This is a genomic window from Nocardia sp. NPDC056100 (genome assembly GCF_042266325.1).
GTDB lineage: Bacteria > Actinomycetota > Actinomycetes > Mycobacteriales > Mycobacteriaceae > Nocardia.
Genome location: NZ_JBHJVY010000005.1, coordinates 258227 through 276903, shown reverse-complemented (window position 1 = coordinate 276903; position 18677 = coordinate 258227). Strand labels below are relative to the sequence as shown.

The following is an 18677-nucleotide window of genomic DNA, read 5'->3' as shown; positions in this document are numbered from 1 at the left end:
GCCGAGCCACTGAGAGAATCCGGCAAATCGCCGATCTTGGTCCACTGTCCAGATTAGTCTCCCGCGCATGAGATTGACGCGCCGAGATTTCGTCCGCACCACCGTGGCCGCGCTGGCCGGAACCGCCGCCGCCGGACTGGCGACCACGGGGGCGCAGGCCGCACCGACGGGCTGGACGGGCGCGACCCAGAGCTGGATGGGCCTGCTGCCGGACAGCACGTCACTACTGCGCCTGACGATTCCGGGCACGCACGATTCGGGCTGCACGAATCCGGCCAACGGCACCGAATGGTCGCACACCCAGAGCTGGTCGATTCCCGAACAGTTCGGGCACGGCATCCGCTTCCTGGATATGCGCTGCAATGGATTGCAGGACCATATGAGCGACTCGTTCGGCATCTATCACAGCTCGGCCTATCAGGGCCTGACCTTCGACGACGTCCTGAACGACAGCCGGGATTTCCTGAACCGCAATCCCGGCGAGACGATCGTCATGCGGGTGAAGAAGGAGAACGGCACCAATAACGATGTGGGCGCGGACTTCGAGCGCATCTTCAACGGCTACCTCGATGCCAAGGGCTACCGCTCGCTGTTCTGGATCGGCAATCGGATTCCCACGCTCGGTGAGGCGCGCGGCCGGATCGTGCTGATCGCCCAGTTCGCCAATGGTCTGCCCGCACTGCAGTGGCCGGGCGGCGATAACGGGGTCTTCACCTCCGACCGCTTCTACCTCCAGGATCGCTATAAGGCCAACGGTCTCATGGGTCTGGACTCCGGATCCGGATCCGGTTCGGCCTCCGGATCTTCCGGTACCGGATCCTCCGGCGGCGATAAGTACTCCTATATCCGTGACTGCTTCGATCGGGCAGCCACGGATACGAACAACTCGCTGATGTACATCAATTTCACCAGCTACTCCGACAATGCCTGGCCCAAGGACAATGCCGCCGCCATCCTGCCCAAGGTGGAGGGCTATCTCACCCAGCACCGCGCGCAGGCGGGGCATTTCGGCATCGTCCCGATGGATTTCCCGGACCGGTATCCGAATGTGCTGAACCTATTGCTGGAGAAGAACTTTCTCTGAGTCGTCCGGTTCGGAGGTGGTCGGGGCGGGGGTCGCCGCGGCGGCCGTCTCGGCCGGTTTCCCGGTGGGCCGCAACGCGATCGCGAGGACGACCGCACCGCTCAGCGCGATGACCATGGTCCAGACGCTGCCGACGTGCATGGCGTGGATGAACGCGTCATCGGCGGCCCGAGCCAGATCCGGCCGTCCGAGCGCGCCCGCCACATGCCGGGCCTGCTCGGCCGACACCCGCGCCTGATCCCGCACTCCGGCGGGCAGATCCGTTGCCACACCGTCCATTCCGCGCCCGTATGCGATGGCCATGATGGTGCCGCCCACCGCGATGCCGAGCACGCTGCCGGTCTGGCGCACCGTATTGGTGACCGCCGAGCCCGCACCCGCCCGCTCCAGCGGCAGGGTGTTCATGAGCGCGGCGGTGAGCGAACCCATCACCATGCCGATCGAGAGCCCTTGGATTCCGGCCACCACGGCGTTCAGCACGATCGGGGTGTCGAGTCCGAAGAGGGAGGCGCTGCCCATGGCCAGCGCCGCGACGGTGAGCGCGCCGACGGTGACCGGTCGAAGTCCCCAGCGCCGCACCAGTTTCACACCGAGCGGCCCACCGATCATCACCCCGACCGCCGCCGGTGACATGATCAGGCCCGCATGTAACGGCGAGAACCCCCGTGCACCCTGTAGATAGAACGCGCCGTAGAAACCCGCGGCGGTCATGGCGAACAGCAGCAACCCCAGCGCGGCATTGCCGCCGCCGAAGATGCGCCCGGCGAGCAGTCGCGGGTCGAAACTCGGCTGCCGCAAACGCAATTCGACGATGACGAAGGCCGTCAGCAACAGCACGCCCGCGAGAGTCGGGGCCCAGACATCGATCCGCGTCCACTCCGCGAGCTGTCCCGCGCGAATCAACCCGTATGCCAGCGCGGCGAGCCCGGTGATGGACAGCAGCAGACCGGCGGGATCGAGCGGGCGCGGCACCGGAGCCCGGAAATCCGGGACGACGGTGAGGATCCCGAGCAGTGCGAGCGCCACCGCCGGGACGTTCACCAAAAACACCGAGCCCCACCAGAAATGGTCGAGCAGCAGTCCGGCCAGCAGTGGCCCGGCGGCGATGCCGACGCCCGCCGAGGCCGAGAAGATGCCGATGGCGGTGGCCCGCGCCGGACCGGTGAAGGTCCAGGTGAGGATCGCCATGGTGGCGGGCATGATGAGTGCGCTGCCCACCCCCATTCCGGCGCGGGCGGCGATCAACTGCGCCGCGTCACCGGCGTAGGCGGCCCAGATCGAGGTGGCGGCGAAGGTCGCCATCCCGATGCCGAGAATGACGCGATGGCCGAAGCGATCGCCGAGCGCACCCGCGGTGAACATGAGCGCGGCGAAGACGAGCGTGTACGAACCGGTGGCCCACTGCAATTGCGCGGGGCTCGCGCCCAGACCGCGCACGGGATCGGCGAGGGTTTCGAACACGGTGCTCAGGATGGTGTTGTCGAGCCAGATCAGAAAAGACGAGAGGACGAGAACGGCGAGTATCACTCGCTGCCGAAGCTTCGGCAGCGCCAAGGGCGTGGTCATGGCAGCCTTCGGTACATTGGTAGGAACCTGACGGTTAAAGAATGCATAATCGTCAGGAACCTGTCAATCACGGGAAGGGTGTCTGCTGTGGGTTCCTCCGGCGGCGAGGGCGGTTATCTGACCTTCATGGTCCGCAAGGTCTGGCTGACCATGCGGGCGGCAATCGGTGAGGAACTCAAGGCTTTCGGGCTTACGACCTCGCAATACGCCACGCTCATGATGACCGGATCGCATCCCGGAATGTCGGTGGCCGATATCGCCCGGGAGGTGGCGAGCACCCGGCAGGCGGCCAACGAGATGATCTCGGGCCTGGAGTCCGAGGGGCTGATCGAGCGATCACCGCATCCGACGGATCGGCGCACGCATCAGATCCACATCACCGAGGCCGGGCGCGAACGGCTGGCGGCGGCCCGGGTGGCGGTGGCGCGGCGGGAAGCCGAATTGGAAGCCGCGATGACGCCGAAACAGCGTGAGACCGTGCGGGATTGGTTCACGGGAATCAGCGAAGCCTGCCGCTGACGACCAGCATCGTCGGCACGGAAGGCGATTCAGCGAACCGAGCGGATCGGGGCGACAGCGAGCGCCCCCAGCACGGAGAGCAGGCCGCCGAACAGGAACAGCGGGGTGTAACCGCCCAGGCTCACCACGGCCGAGGCAACGAAGGGTCCGAGAATCTGCGGACCCGCGTTGGCGATATTCAGCACGCCCATATCTCGGGCGGCGTCCTCGGCCTTGGGCAGCACCATCGTGACCAGTGCGGTGTCCACGGCCATGAAACAGCCGAAGGCGACGCCGTTCACCGCGGCGAAGGCGATCATGCCGGGCCAGGTCGGGGTGAGGACGGGGATGAGCTGTGCGGCGGCCGCGAGCCCGGCGGATACGCCGACGAAGAGTTTGCGCCGGTTCAGCCGATCCGAGAGCACACCGCCCACCACGGTCGAAAGTGTCATTCCCACAGCCGAAATGGGTGTCAGGATGGCGACCGCGTCCTCGGGTTTCAGATCGCCGGGCAGGCTGATGTGATCCTGGAGAATGTAGAGCTGATAGCCGACGACGGCGAAGTAACCGAGCACCAGCAGTGCCCGGCCGATGAAGGCCCAGCGGAAATCGTGCTCGCGCAGCACACTCAGGAACGCGGCGATCTGATCCCGTAGCGGGGCAGGCTGTTTCGGCGGCATGCGCTCCTCGCGCGTACCGGCGGTGAACACCACGGCCGCCAGCGCCACCAGCGCGCCCAGTACGAGATATCCGGTGCGATAGTGGTCGGAGAATCCGGAGGCCAGCAGCACGCCGATGACCGATCCGATCGGCAGCCCGAGACCCACTGCGGCCGAAGCGATTCCGCGCCGCGCGAACGGCACCCGATCGGGCACCACCGAGGTGATGGCGGCCTGATAGATATTCATCACCGCCTGCCCGGTGCACCACCCGATCGCCACCAGCAGCACGGTGTTCACACTGCCGAGCAACCCCATAGCCGCGATCGCCGCGATACCGCCGCCGAGAATCCACGGATTGCGCCGCCCCGATCGATCCGACAGCGCACCCGCCACCGGATTGAACACCGTGGCGAAGATAGCCGCGATACCGCCCACCAACCCGAGATTGGCGACCTTGTTCGCGGGATCGATATGTTCGATCTGCAACGGCAGCAGCACACTGCCGACACCGATGTACAGCGCGTACATCGCCGCATTGCCGACGAACAGCAGCGGTAGCAAGCCCCGGGGTGTGCTTGCGGCGGAATCGTTCTCGCCGACGGTCGAGTCAGCCTCGGAGTGTGCCACGGTGAATCCCATTGCGTGAGAGACGAAGGCCCCCGCCATCGCCGGGATGACGGGGGCCGTGATCGGATCGGTCAGCTGATGTCGGCGGTGAGCGGTAGGTCCACGACCGAGGTGCCGACGTGCAGGGTGAAGGCGCCGGGTTCGACGGCCCAGCCCTTGGCGGTCCAGTGTTCGAAGGAGCGGCGGGGCAGTTCGACGGTGGCGGTGACGGTTTCACCGGCATCGGCTTCCACCGCGGCGAAGGCGGAAAGCCAGCGCACCGGGCGGTCGACGGCGCTGTCCTCGCGGGACAGGTACGCCTGCACCACCTGGCGGCCCCGCCGCGCGCCGGTATTGCGCACGGTGACGGTGGCGGTGCGACCACTCACGGAGAGGTCGGACAGTTCCCAGTTCGTGTAGCCGAGGCCGTGGCCGAATGGATAGGCCGGGGCCACGCCGGATTTCAGCCAGGCGCGGTAGCCGATGTGAATGCCCTCGTCGTACCGCAGCGAATGATCGGTGGCGTCGGGCGCGGTGTCCAGCACCGGCACATCGGCCATGACCTTGGGCCAGGTGGTGGGCAGGCGGCCACCAGGTTCGGCCGCGCCGGTGAGCACATCGGCGAGCGCGGACCCGAATTCCTGCCCGGGGAACCAGCTCAGCAGTACCGCCGCGACGTCATCGCGCCACGGCATCTCTACGGGCGCACCGGAATTCACCACCACGATGGTGCGCGGATTGACCGCCGCGACCGCCGCGACCAATTCGTCCTGGCGGCCGGGCAGGCGCAGATCCTTGCGGTCGAAGCCTTCGGATTCGATCTGCTCGGTGGTGCCGACCACCACGACGGCGACCTCGCAGGTGCGCGCCAATTCCACCGCGGCGGCGAACTCCGCATCGGCGGCGCGGCGCGGGCGGCCGACCGCGAAGGTCAGGCCCAGGGCGGGCAATCCGGCGGCGGGCACCGGTGCGAGCTCGACGAGCACCTCGAGTTCATCGCCTTCGGCCAGTTCACGAGTCACGAAGCGCTGCGGCGGATTCAGCAGCATTTCGACGGGATCGGTGCCGTCGGGCATGACGGTATCGGTGAGCACGGTCTCGCCATCGATCTCCAGGCGCAGCGCGCCCACACCGGCGAAGCCGATGCGCCACTCCCCCGCCGAATCCACGCGCAGCTTGCCGCGCAGTTCGAAAGACTTGGCGGCCATGGCATTCGGATTGCCGAACAGCATGAGGCCACCGGCGGTGCGGTGTTCGGTATCGAGAATCTTGTCGCCGTCGAGGTAGCGCAGGGACAGGCCGGGGGTGCCGGTCTCCGGGTCGGTGACCAGATCCAGGGGCACCGGGATCATGTGATCGTTGAGGTGCACGCCGGGCGTGTACTCGACCGGCAGCACGGCGGACAGCCCGTCCAGCGGCGAAGTCGTATGCCCCGGAATGACAGTCGCGCTGCCACCGCCCATGAAACGGGGCTCGGCGGCGGCCGCACCGAGCAGCGCCACCCGAGCGGGCTTGTCCAGGGGCAGCGTCCCGTCATTGGCGGCGAGCACCATGGCCTTGGCGGCGGCCGCGCGCACCAGCGCCTGCGCGGACTCATCGGTGAATACGGGCGGCTGCAACGGCGTCCCGTTCAGCGCACCCACCCGAATGGCGAAACGCAGTATGCGGCGCACCTTTTCGTCGATGGCGGCCTCGGGCACCTCACCTTTGCGCACCGCTTCGACCAGCGGCGCACCCCACAGCTCCCACGGTCCGGGCATGGCGATATCGGTGCCCTTCGCGGCACCGTCGGTGCTGCGCACGGCGGTCCAGTCCGAGACCACGACGCCGTCGAAATTCCATTCACCCTTCAAAGGCTCGTCCAGCAGCGCGTTCTCGGTCATGGTGGTGCCGTTGACCGAGTTATAGGCGTCCATGATCATCCACGCGCCCGCGCGCACCGAGCGCTCGAACGGGTACAGGTACAGCTCGCGCAGGGTGCGGTCATCGGCGATGACATCGGTGGTGAAACGTTCGGTCTCGGAGTCATTGGCCACGTAATGCTTGGGGCACGCGCTCACGCCGTGCGCCTGCACCGCGCTCACATAGGCGGCCGCGATCTCGCCGGTGAGCACCGGATCCTCGGAGAAGCATTCGAAATGCCTGCCGCCCAGGGGAGATCGGTGCAGATTGATGGTGGGTCCGAGCACCGCGTACACATTCTTGCGGCGCGCCTCGGCGGCGATGAGCGCGCCGATCTCGGCGAGCAGTTCGCGATCCCAGGTGGCGGCCAACGCGGTGCCGGACGGCAGGCTCACCGAGGGATCGCGCTCATCCCAGAGTTCCCCGCGCACCCCGGACGGGCCGTCCGAGACCGGCATCTCATCCAGGCCGATGCTCGCATCGCCCGCGAACCGGAAGACGCCCGAGCCCGATACGAGCCGGACTTTCGCCTCCAGGTCGAGCTTGGCCAGTAGGTCGTCGATCTCGCTCATGCCAGTTCCTCCCAGAAGTTCACCAGATCCGCCGATACCTGTGCGGGGACATCCTCATTGGGCACATGCCCGGAACCGCGATACACCGCGGTCCTAGCCTGCAACCGCGCGGCGAACTTCTCGTGGACGCTGGGGTCCCAGAGATCGTTCGTGTCGCCGTAGGCCACCAGCAGCGGCACCCCCGCATCGCGCAGCGCGTCCGGATCGGCGAGCGGCGGCACCTCCATGGCCTTGAGAATGCCGAGGATATTGGCCTTCTTGGTTTCCAGAATCCGGTTGTGCAGGAATTCCATTCGGGCCGGATCGATGGTCTGCCCGGCGGCGGTCATGGCGGCGCTCATCTGCTGGAAGATGGCTTCCTGCCCGGCCGTTTCGATCATTTGCGCGACCAGTTGCGGCGGCGGGAAATTGATGTCCTCGACCGACGAGGGTCCCGAGGCCAACAGGGTGAAACTGCGGAAGCGCGCGGGTGTTTCGATGACCGCGATGCGCGAGACGTAACCGCCGAAGGAATGCCCGACCAGATGTACCGGCGCGTCCGGAGAGATCTGATCGATGACCCCGTGCAGATCCGCCACGAAATCGGCCATGGCGTAACCGGAGATATCGTCCGGTCCCTCGGACTGATATTGCCCGCGCTGGTCGTAGGCGACCGCGCGATATCCGGCCTCGGCCAGCAGCGGCAGCATGAATTCGAAGTCTTCCTTCGAACCGGTGAAGCCCGGTACCAGCACGACGGTGCCGTGGTGCGGAACACCGGGCGGCGGACCCGCCTCCCATCCGGCGAGCGTGCCCGCACCGCCTCGCAGCGTGATGGTTTCGATCGGTGCCTGCGCGCCCTGACTCATCGGCTGTCCTTCCTCGCACGTCCCTGTACGGCTGACACGAGTGTGCCAGTGCGAATCCAGTTTACCGAGTAGTCACTCGGTTCCGTTATGTCTTTGTTATCTTGAGCTGTTTTTGCAGGTCCCGGCAATGCGACTACTGTCCCAGCACATGACGCCGCACCCCCAACGCCGGAGACGGGGCGACGACCGCCGCGAGCAGATCATCGATCAGGCCCTGAAGAGCTTCGCCGAGAACGGCTATCGCAACTCCTCGATCGCCGATATCGCCGAGCGCTGCGGGCTCTCCCAGCCCGGGCTGCTGCACTACTTCCCGAACAAGGCCGCACTACTGGCCGCGGTGCTGGAATATCGCGATCGACTCGATACCGATCGACTCGGCATGAACCTGCAATTGCGCGGCAAAGACGCACTGGGACAATTGGTTCGGCTCGTCGAGCACAATATGCACGTGCCCGGATTGGTGCAGCTGTTCACCGTGGTCACGAGCGAGGCGGTCACCGTCGACCATCCGGCCCGCGACTGGGTGGTCAATCGCTATCGGGTGCTCGAGACCTACCTCGCGGGCGCGCTCGACGGTGGCATCGCCGATGGCACCCTGCGCTCCGATATCGATACCGCCGCCATCGCGTGCCAGATCACGGCCATGATGGACGGTCTGCAATTGCAATGGCTGCTGGACCCGGAGCGGGTGAATATGGCCGAACTCTTCCGCGCCTATATCGACGGGCTCACCGCGCAACTCTCGGCCTGAACGCGAATGGCCTGGTGAACTAGAACACGTTATAGTTCATCTCGCTCGGCATGGGACGCCGGCATTTCCATTCGGGAAGGTGGTCGCGACGGTGCGGACCTGGGATTCTTCGGCCGATATCGTTGTCGTCGGATACGGCGGCGCGGGGGTTTCCGCGGCGCTGGCCGCACGGGAGTCCGGCGCGGACGTATTGGCCGTCGATCGGTTCATCGGGGGCGGCGCGACCGCGCTGTCCGGCGGCATCGTGTACGCGGGCGGCGGCACCTGGGTGCAGCGCGCGGCCGGGGTCAGCGATGACGTCGACAATATGCTGGCCTACCTGCGCGCCGAGGTCGGCGACGCGGTGAGCGAACAGACGCTGCGGCGGTTCTGCGAGGGTTCGGCCGCCATGATCGACTGGCTCAGCTCGCACGGGGTGCCGTTCCAGCCGTCGCTGTGCCCGTACAAGACCTCGTACCCGACCGATGACCACTACCTGTACTACTCCGGCAGTGAGAACTCCGGCGGCTTCCGGGAATTGGCGACTCCGGCGCAGCGCGGGCATCGCGCGCACGGGCGCGGCGTCTCGGGCAAGAAGCTGTTCGGCCCGCTGGCGGCATCGGCGCATAAGCACGGCGTGCGGGTGCAAACCGGTACCAGGGCAACGGGACTCGTGATCGAGGACGGCCGCGTCACCGGGATCGAGGCGATCACACTGATCGACGCACCGGTGAAGGTGCGGCGCAGGTTCGCGGCACTGGCGCGCATTTCGGCGAAACCCGTTGTGTACCACCCGGGTCTGCGCGCGGCGGTGGGCAAACTCATGGACCGCATCGAACAGCGGCACGGTGTACGGGTGCGCATTCAGGCGCGCTCGGGTGTCATTCTCACCACCGGCGGTTTCATCGCCAATGGCGAGATGGTCGGGCAGCACGCGCCGAATTACCCTTGGGCCGAAGGACTTCCGCTGGGCACGGCGGGTGACGACGGCAGCGGTATCGCCATGGCGCAGGCGGCCGGAGCGGCCACCGGCAAGATGGACGCCATTTCGACCTGGCGGTTCATCGCGCCGCCGAGCGCGTTCTTCGGCTCGATCGCGGTGGATGCCAACGGGCAGCGCATGATCGACGAATCCCGCTACGGCGCGGCCATGGGCGCGGCCATCGCCACCAGCCCGGGCAATCGGGCGTGGCTGCTGGTCGACGCGGAGCTGATGGCCGAATCGCGGCAGCAGCTCGGCGGGCAGTCGGTGTGGTTCCAGCGCATGCAGACCGAGCGGCTCATGCGGGTCGGGCACACCACCGGCCGGTCCATCGAGGAGGTGGCCGCCCGCGCCGGTATCGAACCGGCCGCGCTGCGCAAGACCGTGGACGCGCATAATCGCGCCATCGAGCAGAAGCTGCCCGATCCGATGGGCAAGCCGGCCGATATCCGGCGCCCGATCCGCACGGGACCCTATGCGCTGCTGGACATTTCGTTCAAGGCGCGGCTGACCTACCCGATGCCGATGCTCACCCTGGGCGGCCTGCTGGTGGATGAGGACACCGGCGCGGTCCGCGATCAGAACGGCGGCACTATTCCCGGCCTGTTCGCGGCGGGTCGGGCGGCGGTGGGCGTCTGTTCCAATTCGTATGTGAGCGGGCTGTCACTGGCCGATTGTGTGTTCTCCGGACGCCGTGCGGGCGCACACAGTGTGCGGGTGAGCAACGCGGCCTGACATCCGCGGGGCCCGCACCTCGATTGTCGTGCGGGCCTTCGGGATTGCCGCGTGCGGCGTCGGCATCGCCTGCGGCGTCGGGATGTTCACCCGCGGCGTCGGCATTGCCGCCGGGAGCGGTCATCGGCTATCCGGGTCGCCGGGTGGCAGTGGGAGGCCCGAATCGATGGACCAGTCCGGGATCCGGTCGACGAACTCGAGGACTTCGGCGAGATTGTCGACGGTGTCGAGCAATTGCCGTTCGGTGTGCTCACTGGTGAGGAAGAAGCGCAGGCGTTCGGTCCCGGCCGGAATCACCGGGGCCAGAATGGCTCCGGCATTGAACCCACGTTGCAGCATGGCCGCGGCGGCGTAGCCCGCCCGGACTTCGCCGGGGACGATCACCGGCACGATCGGGGTGGATTGGGAGTCGGCGAGATTCATACCGCGCTCGCGCAGCGCGGTACTGAACAGCTCGGCGTTCGACCACAGCCGGGTCAGCCGCTCGGGTTCATCGGCGAGTACATCGAGTCCGGCCAGTACCGCCGCCACATTCGAGGGTGACGGCCCGGCGGTGTACAGCGCCATCCCGGGTGCGGCGTATTTGATGGCGCGCACCAGGTCCGCGTCTCCGGCGATGAAACCGCCGGTACTGCCCATGGCCTTGGACAGACTGCCCGCCCAGATATCGACGAGATCGCCCGGCAGGCCGAAGTGTTCGCGGCTGCCCAGGCCGTTCGGTCCGAGCACGCCCAGGGCGTGTGCTTCGTCCACGAGTACGGCGCAATCGTACTGCCTTGCGACCGTCGCCAATTCGGCGATGCGACCGAGGTCGCCGTCCATGCTGTAGTGCCCCTCGATGATCACCAGGGCGCGATCGAACTGGTGCCGAGAGGCGCGCAGCAGCGCTTCCAGGGCGGCGGGATCATTGTGCCGGAAGGCGACGCGGCGGCAACCGGACCATTGCGCGCCCGCCACCAGGCTCGCGTGTGCGAGCGAATCACACACCGCCACATCGCCTTCGGTCAGCAGGAAGCCGATGACGGCGGCATTGGTGAGGAAGCCGCTGGAGGTGACCAGTGCCGCACCCGCCTGATAGATCCTGGCGAGGCGCTCCTCGAGTTCGGCGTAGAGCGGGATCTCACCGGTCACGATGCGGGTCGCGGACGCGGAGGTGCCGTAGCGCTCCGCGGCCGCGTTGGCGGCGGCGATGACGCGCGGATGCTGCGCCAGCTCCAGATAGTTGTAGGAACTGAAATTCACCAGTTCCCTGCCACCCGAACGGATCAGGGCCCCATTGGGTCCTTCCGGGGACAGGAACAGCGGATGCGGCAGGCCGGTCAGGTCGACCAGTTCCTGGATCGCCGCCTGTTTCGCCAACGCGTCGACCACACCGGGGTGGTCGGCGAACTGCTTACCCGGGCCGCGCCGGGCAGCCGGAATCACCTGCGGGCGCGGCCCGCCCAGCGCGGGTGTGCCCGCCAGCAGGCGGCGGGCGATATCGCGTTCATCGGTGGTCATGCGGGCTGCACCTCCGGCGCACCCGAGCCGACGATGATATCGGCGATGCGCGCCCCCGCCTGCGCGAGACTGAACGACCGGCCCAGCTGCATGCTGTTCATCTCGATGCCGAGCGTCTTGGTCACCAGCGCACCGAATTCCACGGCCATGAGCGAATCCAGGCCCAGTTCGGGCAGCGGGACATCCAGATCGATGGCATCGGCCGCCACCCCCATGACCTCGGCCAGCTGTTCGGCGAGCAGATAACCGACGACGGTGGCGCGCTGGGCTTCCTCGAGCGCGTTGATCTGGCCGCGCAGTTTGGCGGCCGCCGAATTGTCCTCCGACGCCGCGGCGATCAGATCGGCGACCCGCGCGGTATAGGCCAGCTGCGGTGCGGCCAGCACCACCTTGCCCCATTCGACGGGAATGATGGCGGCCTGCCGGATGCCCAATCGCAGTGCCTCGCCGAGGTATTCGGTCCCCTCATCCATATCGATGGCCTCGAATCCGGCAATGCGTAGATAGCGCTGCACATTCTCATCGGCATCGACCATGCCGCCGCCGGACATCGCGCCCCAGCCGATGCACAGCACCCGCTCACCGCGCCGGGCGAGCTGTTCGGTGAACGCCTGCAACGCCAGATTGGCCGCGGTGTACGAGTATTGGCCGATGCCGCCCATGATGGCGCTGCCCGAGGAGAACAGCACGAACATATCCAGCTCGACCTCGGCGGCGGTCAGCGCGGCGTACAGCGCTCGCGCGCCCGCCAGCTTCGGTCGGAAGACGGCCGTGAGACTGTCCCGGTCCATGGTGGTGATGCGCTGATCGTCGAGGACGCCGGCGGCGTGAATAACGCCGCGCAGCGGATGGTCCACGGTATGAACGCGATTCACCAGCGCCGCGATCGCGTCGGGATCGGTGATATCGGCGCGTTCCTCGATGACCTCGATGCCCTCGGCCCGCCAGGTCGCCAGCTGCCGCTGTGCCGCCGTGCTCGTGGCTCCCCCGCGCCCGACCAGGACCAGCCGTCGTGCGCCCCGGCCGATCAGCCATCGTCCGGTGGCCAGGCCGAACGCGCCGAAACCGCCGGTGAGCAGATAGCGGCCGTCCGGGTGGATCCGCACCTCGGCGGGTTGCGGTCGCACAGCGGGATTTTCGCCGCCCAGATGCAATGCGATGCGTCCGATTCGCGTGGAGCGCAGGGCTTCCTCGAACGCGGTCGATACCGCATCGGTGGCGTACGACTCGTACGGCAGCGGCCGATATACCCCGCTCGCCAGTTTGTCATTGACCGCCTGCACGCGACCGATCACCTCGGCTCGGCGCAGTTTGAGCATGCGATCCAGATCGAAGGAGTGGTACGAGACGTTCTTATCGAAATTGCGCAGTTCCAGTACGCCGCCGGAGTAGATATCGGCCTTGCCGATTTCCACGATCCGCCCGAATTCGGCTACGGCCCTGAAGTTCTGGTGAATGATCTCGCCCGGTGCGGTGCTGAGCACGATATCCGCGCCGCGCCCGCCGGTGAGCGCGAGCACATCCTCGACGAAATCGAGCGAGCGGGAGTCGAGCACCTCGTCCGCACCCTGCTCCAGCACGTACGCGCGGCGTTCGGCGGTGCTCGCCGCGCCGATCACCTTCGCGCCGTGCAGTTTCGCCACCTGAATGGCGCAGCTGCCGACGCCACCGGCCGCACCGTGCACCAGCACGGTCTCGCCCGCGCGCACCCGGGCCAGCTCCAGCAGCGCGTATTCGGCGGTGACCATGGAGACGGTCGAGGTGCACAGTTCCGGGCGAATGGTCTCCGCCGCCGCACCCACATGCCCGGCATCCGCGACGTGATACCGCTCGATCATGCCGGGCGAGGCCAGCCCCACCCGGTCACCGACCTGGAAACGGGTTTCGCCCGGTCCCACCCGGACCACGGTGCCCGCGCCCTCCATACCGGGCGCGGTGCCGAAATGCGTTGCCGCCAGCTCGGTCTCACCGAGTACGCCGAGCACCTTGAGCGGATCCTTGAAACCCAGCCCGATGGCCTCCATGCGCACTTCGACCTCACCCGCACCGGGTGCGCGGCGCTCCGCGCGCCGCCAGCCGAGCTGGGACAGCAGCCGGGAGCGTGGAATGTCGAGCGCGAAATTGGCTTCGGAATCGGTCAGCGGTGCGGCGTGATCGAGTGCGCCGAGCCGATCCGGCAGCGCCCGGGTGACGACGGTGGACCATCGCAATCCATTGCGCAGGAACACTTCATCGCTGTAGTCGCCCGAGAATGCCCCGGGCACAGCGAGTTCGGCCAGGAAATCGTCGGCGGTGGTCTCCGGATCGATATCGATGAGCCGCCAGCGCAGCGGTGGTTGCTCATTGAGCAGTACCCGGCGCGCACCGGCCAGGGCGGCGTGATCCGGATCGGGTGCGGCGAGATCCTCGGGATGGACGAAGGCGCGTTCGGTGACCAGGGTGGCGTGGATCGAACCGTCACCGGTGAGCGGCAGCGGTTCGGGATTGACGGAATCGGTGAAGCTTTCCAGCACCAGTGCGGCCCGGCTGAGCAGCCACAGCGCGTCGATATCGGCGTCCGATCCGGCGACGAAGCATACGTGAATGCGCTCCACCTCGGCGCTGTCGTGCGCGAAGCGCAGTTCCAGCAGCAGATTCTGTTCGAAATCCGGTGCGCTGGAATCGATCAGGGCGCTGCGCGGATGCGTACGGGTGATCTGGGCGATGCGGTTACCGGTGATCGCGCCCAGCGGGATCACCAGGGTGCGGGCGGTCGCCTCCGACGCGAGGGCCGAGCGGTCCAGGGGATCGCGCAGGGTCCACTGTTCCTCGTAGTACAGCGGCTCGAGTCGCCGCGCCAGCCCGCCGCCGTACGGCACGGCCTGGAAGCGCGCTCCCGAAATCCGCAGGACCGGATTGTGTTCCAGATCGAGCACCGTGACATCCGCGCGCAGCGGGGCGGTGAGCCGGGCGAGCACCAGCACGGTATCGGGCATGGGCGCGAAACTCCGCACGGCATCCGCGCCGATCGGAATGACCGCGCCGTCGTGCCGGGGGCCGCCCGCATCGCCGAGTGAGACGATCTGCCAGGCCGCGTCCAGGACGCAGGGATGGGCGAGGTGCCCGGACTCGAGGGCGGCGGTGGCGTCGATGCGGGCCAGTACGGTGTCGCCGCGCGTCCACGCCCACCGGACCAACTGGAAGGCCGGACCGTGTACGACACCGGTCGCGGACAGATCCGCGTACAGGTCGGCCGGATCGATCTCGGTCATCGAATCGGTCTCGGGGACTTCGACTTTGCCGGGTTCGAACGCACCGGCGACCAGGCGTCCGGTGGCGTGCACGGTCCAGTCCGAACCGGTGGCGGTGCGTGAGCGGATGGTGAATCGCCGCGTGGATTCCTCGACCGTCACTTCCATGACGGGGATATCGCTGTCCGCGATCACCAGCGGGGCGATGAAGCGGACCTCCTCGACGGCCGGGATGCCCTGGTCGGATTCGGCGGCGGCGGCGCTCAGCGCGGCATCGAGATAGGCGGCGCCGGGCAGGATACGAACCCCGTCGACCACGTGATCGTCGAGCCACGGCAACGCACTGGCCGCGAGTTCGAGGGTCCAGCGGCGCTCGGTCTCCAGATCCGGATCGCCGAGCATGGTGTACAGCCCCGGGGTGCCGTAGCGCTGCTGGGCGAATACCGGCAGATCCGAACGCAACCGGACGCGCTGCCAGGGATAGCGCGGCAGGTCCAGATGCGCGGTCGGGGCCGGGAAGAGGGCGTCGATATCGAGTGCGCCCGCCGCGTACAAACCGGCGGTGAGGGCCCGCATGCTCAGGCCGTCGGATTGCTTGCGATGCAGGGTCGCGACGGTGACGCCCTTATCGCCTGTGTTCAAAAGGATTTCGCGAATGTTCGCACCCAGCACCGGATGCGGGCCGACCTCGATGAAGACCCGTCCGCCATCGGCGATGATCGCGCGGGTGGCGTCGGCGAAGCGCACCGCCGCGCGCACATTGGCGCACCAGTACTCCGCGTCCCAGCGGTCCGTGGCGACCCGTTCGCCGGTCACGGTGGAGTACAGCGGAATCACCGGCGGGCGCGGGGTCAGTCCCGCCAGCGCGGTGCGCAATTCGTCGAGAATCGGGTCCATCAGATGACTGTGGTAGGGCACTTCCACCTGTAGTCGCTTCGCGAAAATGCCCTGCGCGGTGAGTGATTCGGCAATCTCGTCGAGCCTGTCGACATCCCCGGACAGCGTGCAGGAACTGGGACTGTTGACCGCGGCGATATCGACGCGGGTATCCCCGCCCAGCAGTTCGCTCGCCTGTTCCGCCGAAATACCCACGGCGAGCATGCCGCCGCTGCCCGCGGTCCGGGCTTGCAGGCGGGCGCGATGGTAGGCGACGGTGACCGCCTCGGGCAGCGTCAGCACGCCGCAGACATAGGCGGCACTGACCTCGCCCACACTGTGCCCGACCACCGCCGAGGGCGTGATGCCCTGCGCGGCAAGGGTTTCGAACAACGCCACCTGGACGAGGAAGTTGGCGGGCTGTGCCACCTCGGTCGCGGTGACCCGGGATACCGCCTCCGGCTTGGCCAGTTCGTCGATGATTGACCAGCCCGCCACCGCGTGGAAGGTCTCGTCGATCTGATGCGCGGCGGCGGCGAATATCGGATCGGTGGCGAGCAGTTCCCGGCCCATGCCGTACCACTGCGGCCCCATACCGGTGAATACGAAGACCGGAGCGTCGCCGCCGACCACCCGGATGGCTTCGCGACCCTGTCCGGACGCGAAATCACGTAGCTCATCGAGTAATTCGTCGGCGTACTCGAACGGCATACCCAGCCGGAACTGGTGGTGATGCCGCCGGGTCCAGGCGGCGGCGGCCAGTTGATCCGCATCCGCTCCCCCGGCCAGCAGATCCGCGTACGCGCCCGCGAGCTCGCGTACGGCGCGTTCACTGCGCGCGGACAGCGGCAGCACACCTCGATGGACGATCGGCTGCAACTGCCCCGGCGCGGGCCGGTATTCCTGCAGGATCGCGTGCGCGTTCGTGCCGCCGTAACCGAAACCGTTGACGGCCACCGTCATCCGGCCCTGCTCCGGGCCGAGTTCGCGAGCCTCGGATTGAATCGCGAGCCGCAGTTCGTCCAATCGCAGGTCCGGATTGGGCTCGTCATCGAGCCAGCCCTGCGGCGGCAGTGTTCGATTGCGCACCGCCAGTGCGGATTTGATCACGCTCGCGATACCCGCCGCTGCCTCGGTGTGACCGAGCGTGGCCTTGAGCGATCCGACGCCGAGCGGTTCGGCGCGACCGTCGACGGCACCGTAGGCGCGGCCGATCGCCCTGAGCTCCAAAGGATCTCCGACCGGGGTACCGGTGCCGTGCGCCTCGACATAGGTCACCGCGTGCGGTTCCACGCCCGCGCGACGGCACACCTCGCGGGCGAGCTGTTCCTGTGCGTCGGCATTGGGCACGGTGATGGCGGTGGTGCGCCCGTCCTGATTCGATCCGGTGGCCTTGACCACCGCGTATACCCGATCGCCATCGCGTTCGGCGTCCTCGAGTCGTTTGAGCAGCACCATGCCCGCACCCTCACCGCGGCCGTAACCGTCGGCGGACGCGCCGAACGATTTGCTGCGCCCGTCCTTGGCCAGGAAGCCGCCCTTGCACATGGAGATGAAGGTGCCCGGTTGCAGCATGAGATTCACCCCGCCCGCGAGCGCGGTCTCACAGTCGCCGTTTCGCAGTGCGGTACAGGCCAGGTGCAGCGCGACCAGGGAGGACGAGCATGCGGTGTCCACCGTGACGCTCGGGCCGCCGAGGTTGAGCGCGTAGGAGATTCGGTTCGACAGCATCGTGTATGACGTGCCCGCCGAGGAGTGCATATCGATATGCGGGATGGCCGCGCCGGTGAAGCCGACGGCCAGCTGATCGAGGGTGAACGCCCCGATATAGACGCCCACCTTGGATCCGGCGGCGTGCCGCGCGGCGCCGGCATCGTCCATGGCCTCCCAGGCGACCTCCAGGATCAGCCGCTGCTGCGGGTCCATGGCCGTCGCCTCGCGCGGTGAGATACCGAAGAAGTCGGGATCGAACGCCCACGGATCACCGGTCAGGAATGCGGCCCGCCGGGTATACATGCGGCCCGGGGCACGTGGATCCGGATCGTAGAAGCGGCGCACGTCCCAGCGGTCGGCGGGTATCTCGGTGATCGCGTCCTGTGTACCGATGATGAAGTCCCAGAACGATTCCGGTGAATCGATGCCACCGGCGTACCGGCAGCCGATGCCGACGATCGCGATATCCGACAAGTCAGCCCGCTCCTTAAACGCTGTGTTGATCAAACGCCGTGTCGATTTCAGTCCCGAGTGCGCAGGCTCGACGGCAGCCACATCATGACGTTGACCTCCGGCCCGGACCGCCCGAGCCGGATATGCCCGAGCCGCAGTCCGCCGAAGGCGCTGTAGAAGCCGACATTGTCGTCCTTGCACAGGCCCAGCAGCGGGACGGCGGCCTGTTCCACCTCGGTCAGGCAGAACAGCGAAAGCGCCTTGCCCACACCGGTGTTCTGGAACCACGGATCCACCCCGAGCGTGACGCCGAAGTAATGCGGCAGTCCCGGAGCGATTTTCGCGATGGTGGCGTCCATGGACAGCACGCGCGGGCCGTCGGAACCCATGGCCCACACGAACTCCGGGATCGAGGCCAGATAGCGCAGCGCGCCGAAACGGTAGTTCGCCGGCTGCCACAGCATCGCGCCGACGATCCGGCCGTCCACGGTGGCCACGTGCGCACCGCCCGCGGGCAGATACTGGTGCCGGATCATGGCGCGGGTCAGGCGCGGCTGGGATTTGGCGCGCTTGGCCGGATTGGGGAACATGTACTCCCCGAACGGATCATCGACGCTGAAAGCCCGGTCCAGCACCGCGGTCATGGCGGGGATATCCCGCTTGGTCGCGGGGCGAATGGCGATGTGCTGCAATGTTTTCGGCAAGTAGTACACCTTCGGG

At 67.3% G+C, this 18677-nt stretch carries 11 protein-coding genes; 4 read left to right on the top strand and 7 right to left on the bottom strand.

Annotated elements, in window-relative coordinates:
• Nucleotides 1–67 precede the first annotated feature (67 nt).
• Complete coding sequence (locus tag ACFC0O_RS37885; RefSeq protein WP_375966833.1) at nt 68–1084, top strand: phosphatidylinositol-specific phospholipase C; 1017 nt, start codon at nt 68–70, stop codon at nt 1082–1084.
• Here ACFC0O_RS37885 and ACFC0O_RS37880 read toward each other — a convergent pair.
• Nucleotides 1058–2650 carry an MFS transporter gene (locus ACFC0O_RS37880; protein WP_375966832.1) on the bottom strand — a complete coding sequence of 531 codons (1593 nt, stop codon included), beginning with the start codon at nt 2648–2650 and terminating at the stop codon, nt 1058–1060. The two genes, ACFC0O_RS37885 and ACFC0O_RS37880, sit on opposite strands and share 27 nt — an antisense overlap.
• A gap of 87 nt (nt 2651–2737) precedes the next feature.
• Between ACFC0O_RS37880 and ACFC0O_RS37875 the strand changes: the two genes are divergently transcribed.
• Nucleotides 2738–3169: a MarR family transcriptional regulator gene (locus tag ACFC0O_RS37875; protein ID WP_364633247.1), complete on the top strand. Its 432-nt coding sequence runs from the start codon at nt 2738–2740 to the stop codon at nt 3167–3169.
• Between the two features lie 29 nt (nt 3170–3198).
• Here the strand turns inward: ACFC0O_RS37875 and ACFC0O_RS37870 are convergent, their stop codons facing one another.
• From ACFC0O_RS37870 to ACFC0O_RS37860, 3 genes are all read right to left on the bottom strand, one after another.
• Nucleotides 3199–4437, bottom strand: a complete 1239-nt coding sequence (locus ACFC0O_RS37870; protein ID WP_375966830.1) for an MFS transporter — start codon at nt 4435–4437, stop codon at nt 3199–3201.
• Nucleotides 4438–4508: 71 nt separating this feature from the next.
• Nucleotides 4509–6890 carry a beta-glucosidase gene (locus tag ACFC0O_RS37865; RefSeq protein WP_375966829.1) on the bottom strand — a complete coding sequence of 794 codons (2382 nt, stop codon included), beginning with the start codon at nt 6888–6890 and terminating at the stop codon, nt 4509–4511.
• The gene (locus ACFC0O_RS37860; RefSeq protein ID WP_375966828.1) at nt 6887–7738 is read right to left on the bottom strand and encodes an alpha/beta fold hydrolase; all 852 of its coding nucleotides are present in this window, start codon (nt 7736–7738) and stop codon (nt 6887–6889) included. The genes ACFC0O_RS37865 and ACFC0O_RS37860 overlap by 4 nt, the downstream gene beginning before the upstream one ends.
• 148 nt (nt 7739–7886) lie before the next feature.
• Here ACFC0O_RS37860 and ACFC0O_RS37855 point away from each other — a divergent pair, with 148 nt between their 5' ends.
• Complete coding sequence (locus ACFC0O_RS37855; protein ID WP_375966826.1) at nt 7887–8489, top strand: TetR/AcrR family transcriptional regulator; 603 nt, start codon at nt 7887–7889, stop codon at nt 8487–8489.
• A 91-nt stretch (nt 8490–8580) separates the two neighbouring features.
• Nucleotides 8581–10185, top strand: a complete 1605-nt coding sequence (locus ACFC0O_RS37850) for an FAD-binding protein (protein WP_375966825.1) — start codon at nt 8581–8583, stop codon at nt 10183–10185.
• Between the two features lie 120 nt (nt 10186–10305).
• Here the strand turns inward: ACFC0O_RS37850 and ACFC0O_RS37845 are convergent, their stop codons facing one another.
• Genes ACFC0O_RS37845 through ACFC0O_RS37835 form a run of 3 tightly spaced genes read right to left on the bottom strand, consistent with a single transcriptional unit; the run spans nt 10306 to nt 18661 of the window.
• Nucleotides 10306–11685 (bottom strand): aminotransferase class I/II-fold pyridoxal phosphate-dependent enzyme, encoded by a 1380-nt coding sequence (locus ACFC0O_RS37845; RefSeq protein ID WP_375966823.1) that lies wholly within the window; start codon nt 11683–11685, stop codon nt 10306–10308.
• Nucleotides 11682–17978 (bottom strand): SDR family NAD(P)-dependent oxidoreductase, encoded by a 6297-nt coding sequence (locus tag ACFC0O_RS37840; RefSeq protein WP_375966821.1) that lies wholly within the window; start codon nt 17976–17978, stop codon nt 11682–11684. Before ACFC0O_RS37840 ends, ACFC0O_RS37845 begins: the two co-directional genes overlap by 4 nt.
• A 47-nt stretch (nt 17979–18025) precedes the next feature.
• On the bottom strand, nt 18026–18661 hold the full coding sequence (locus tag ACFC0O_RS37835) for a GNAT family N-acetyltransferase (protein ID WP_375966819.1): 636 nt from the start codon (nt 18659–18661) through the stop codon (nt 18026–18028).
• Nucleotides 18662–18677 lie beyond the last annotated feature (16 nt).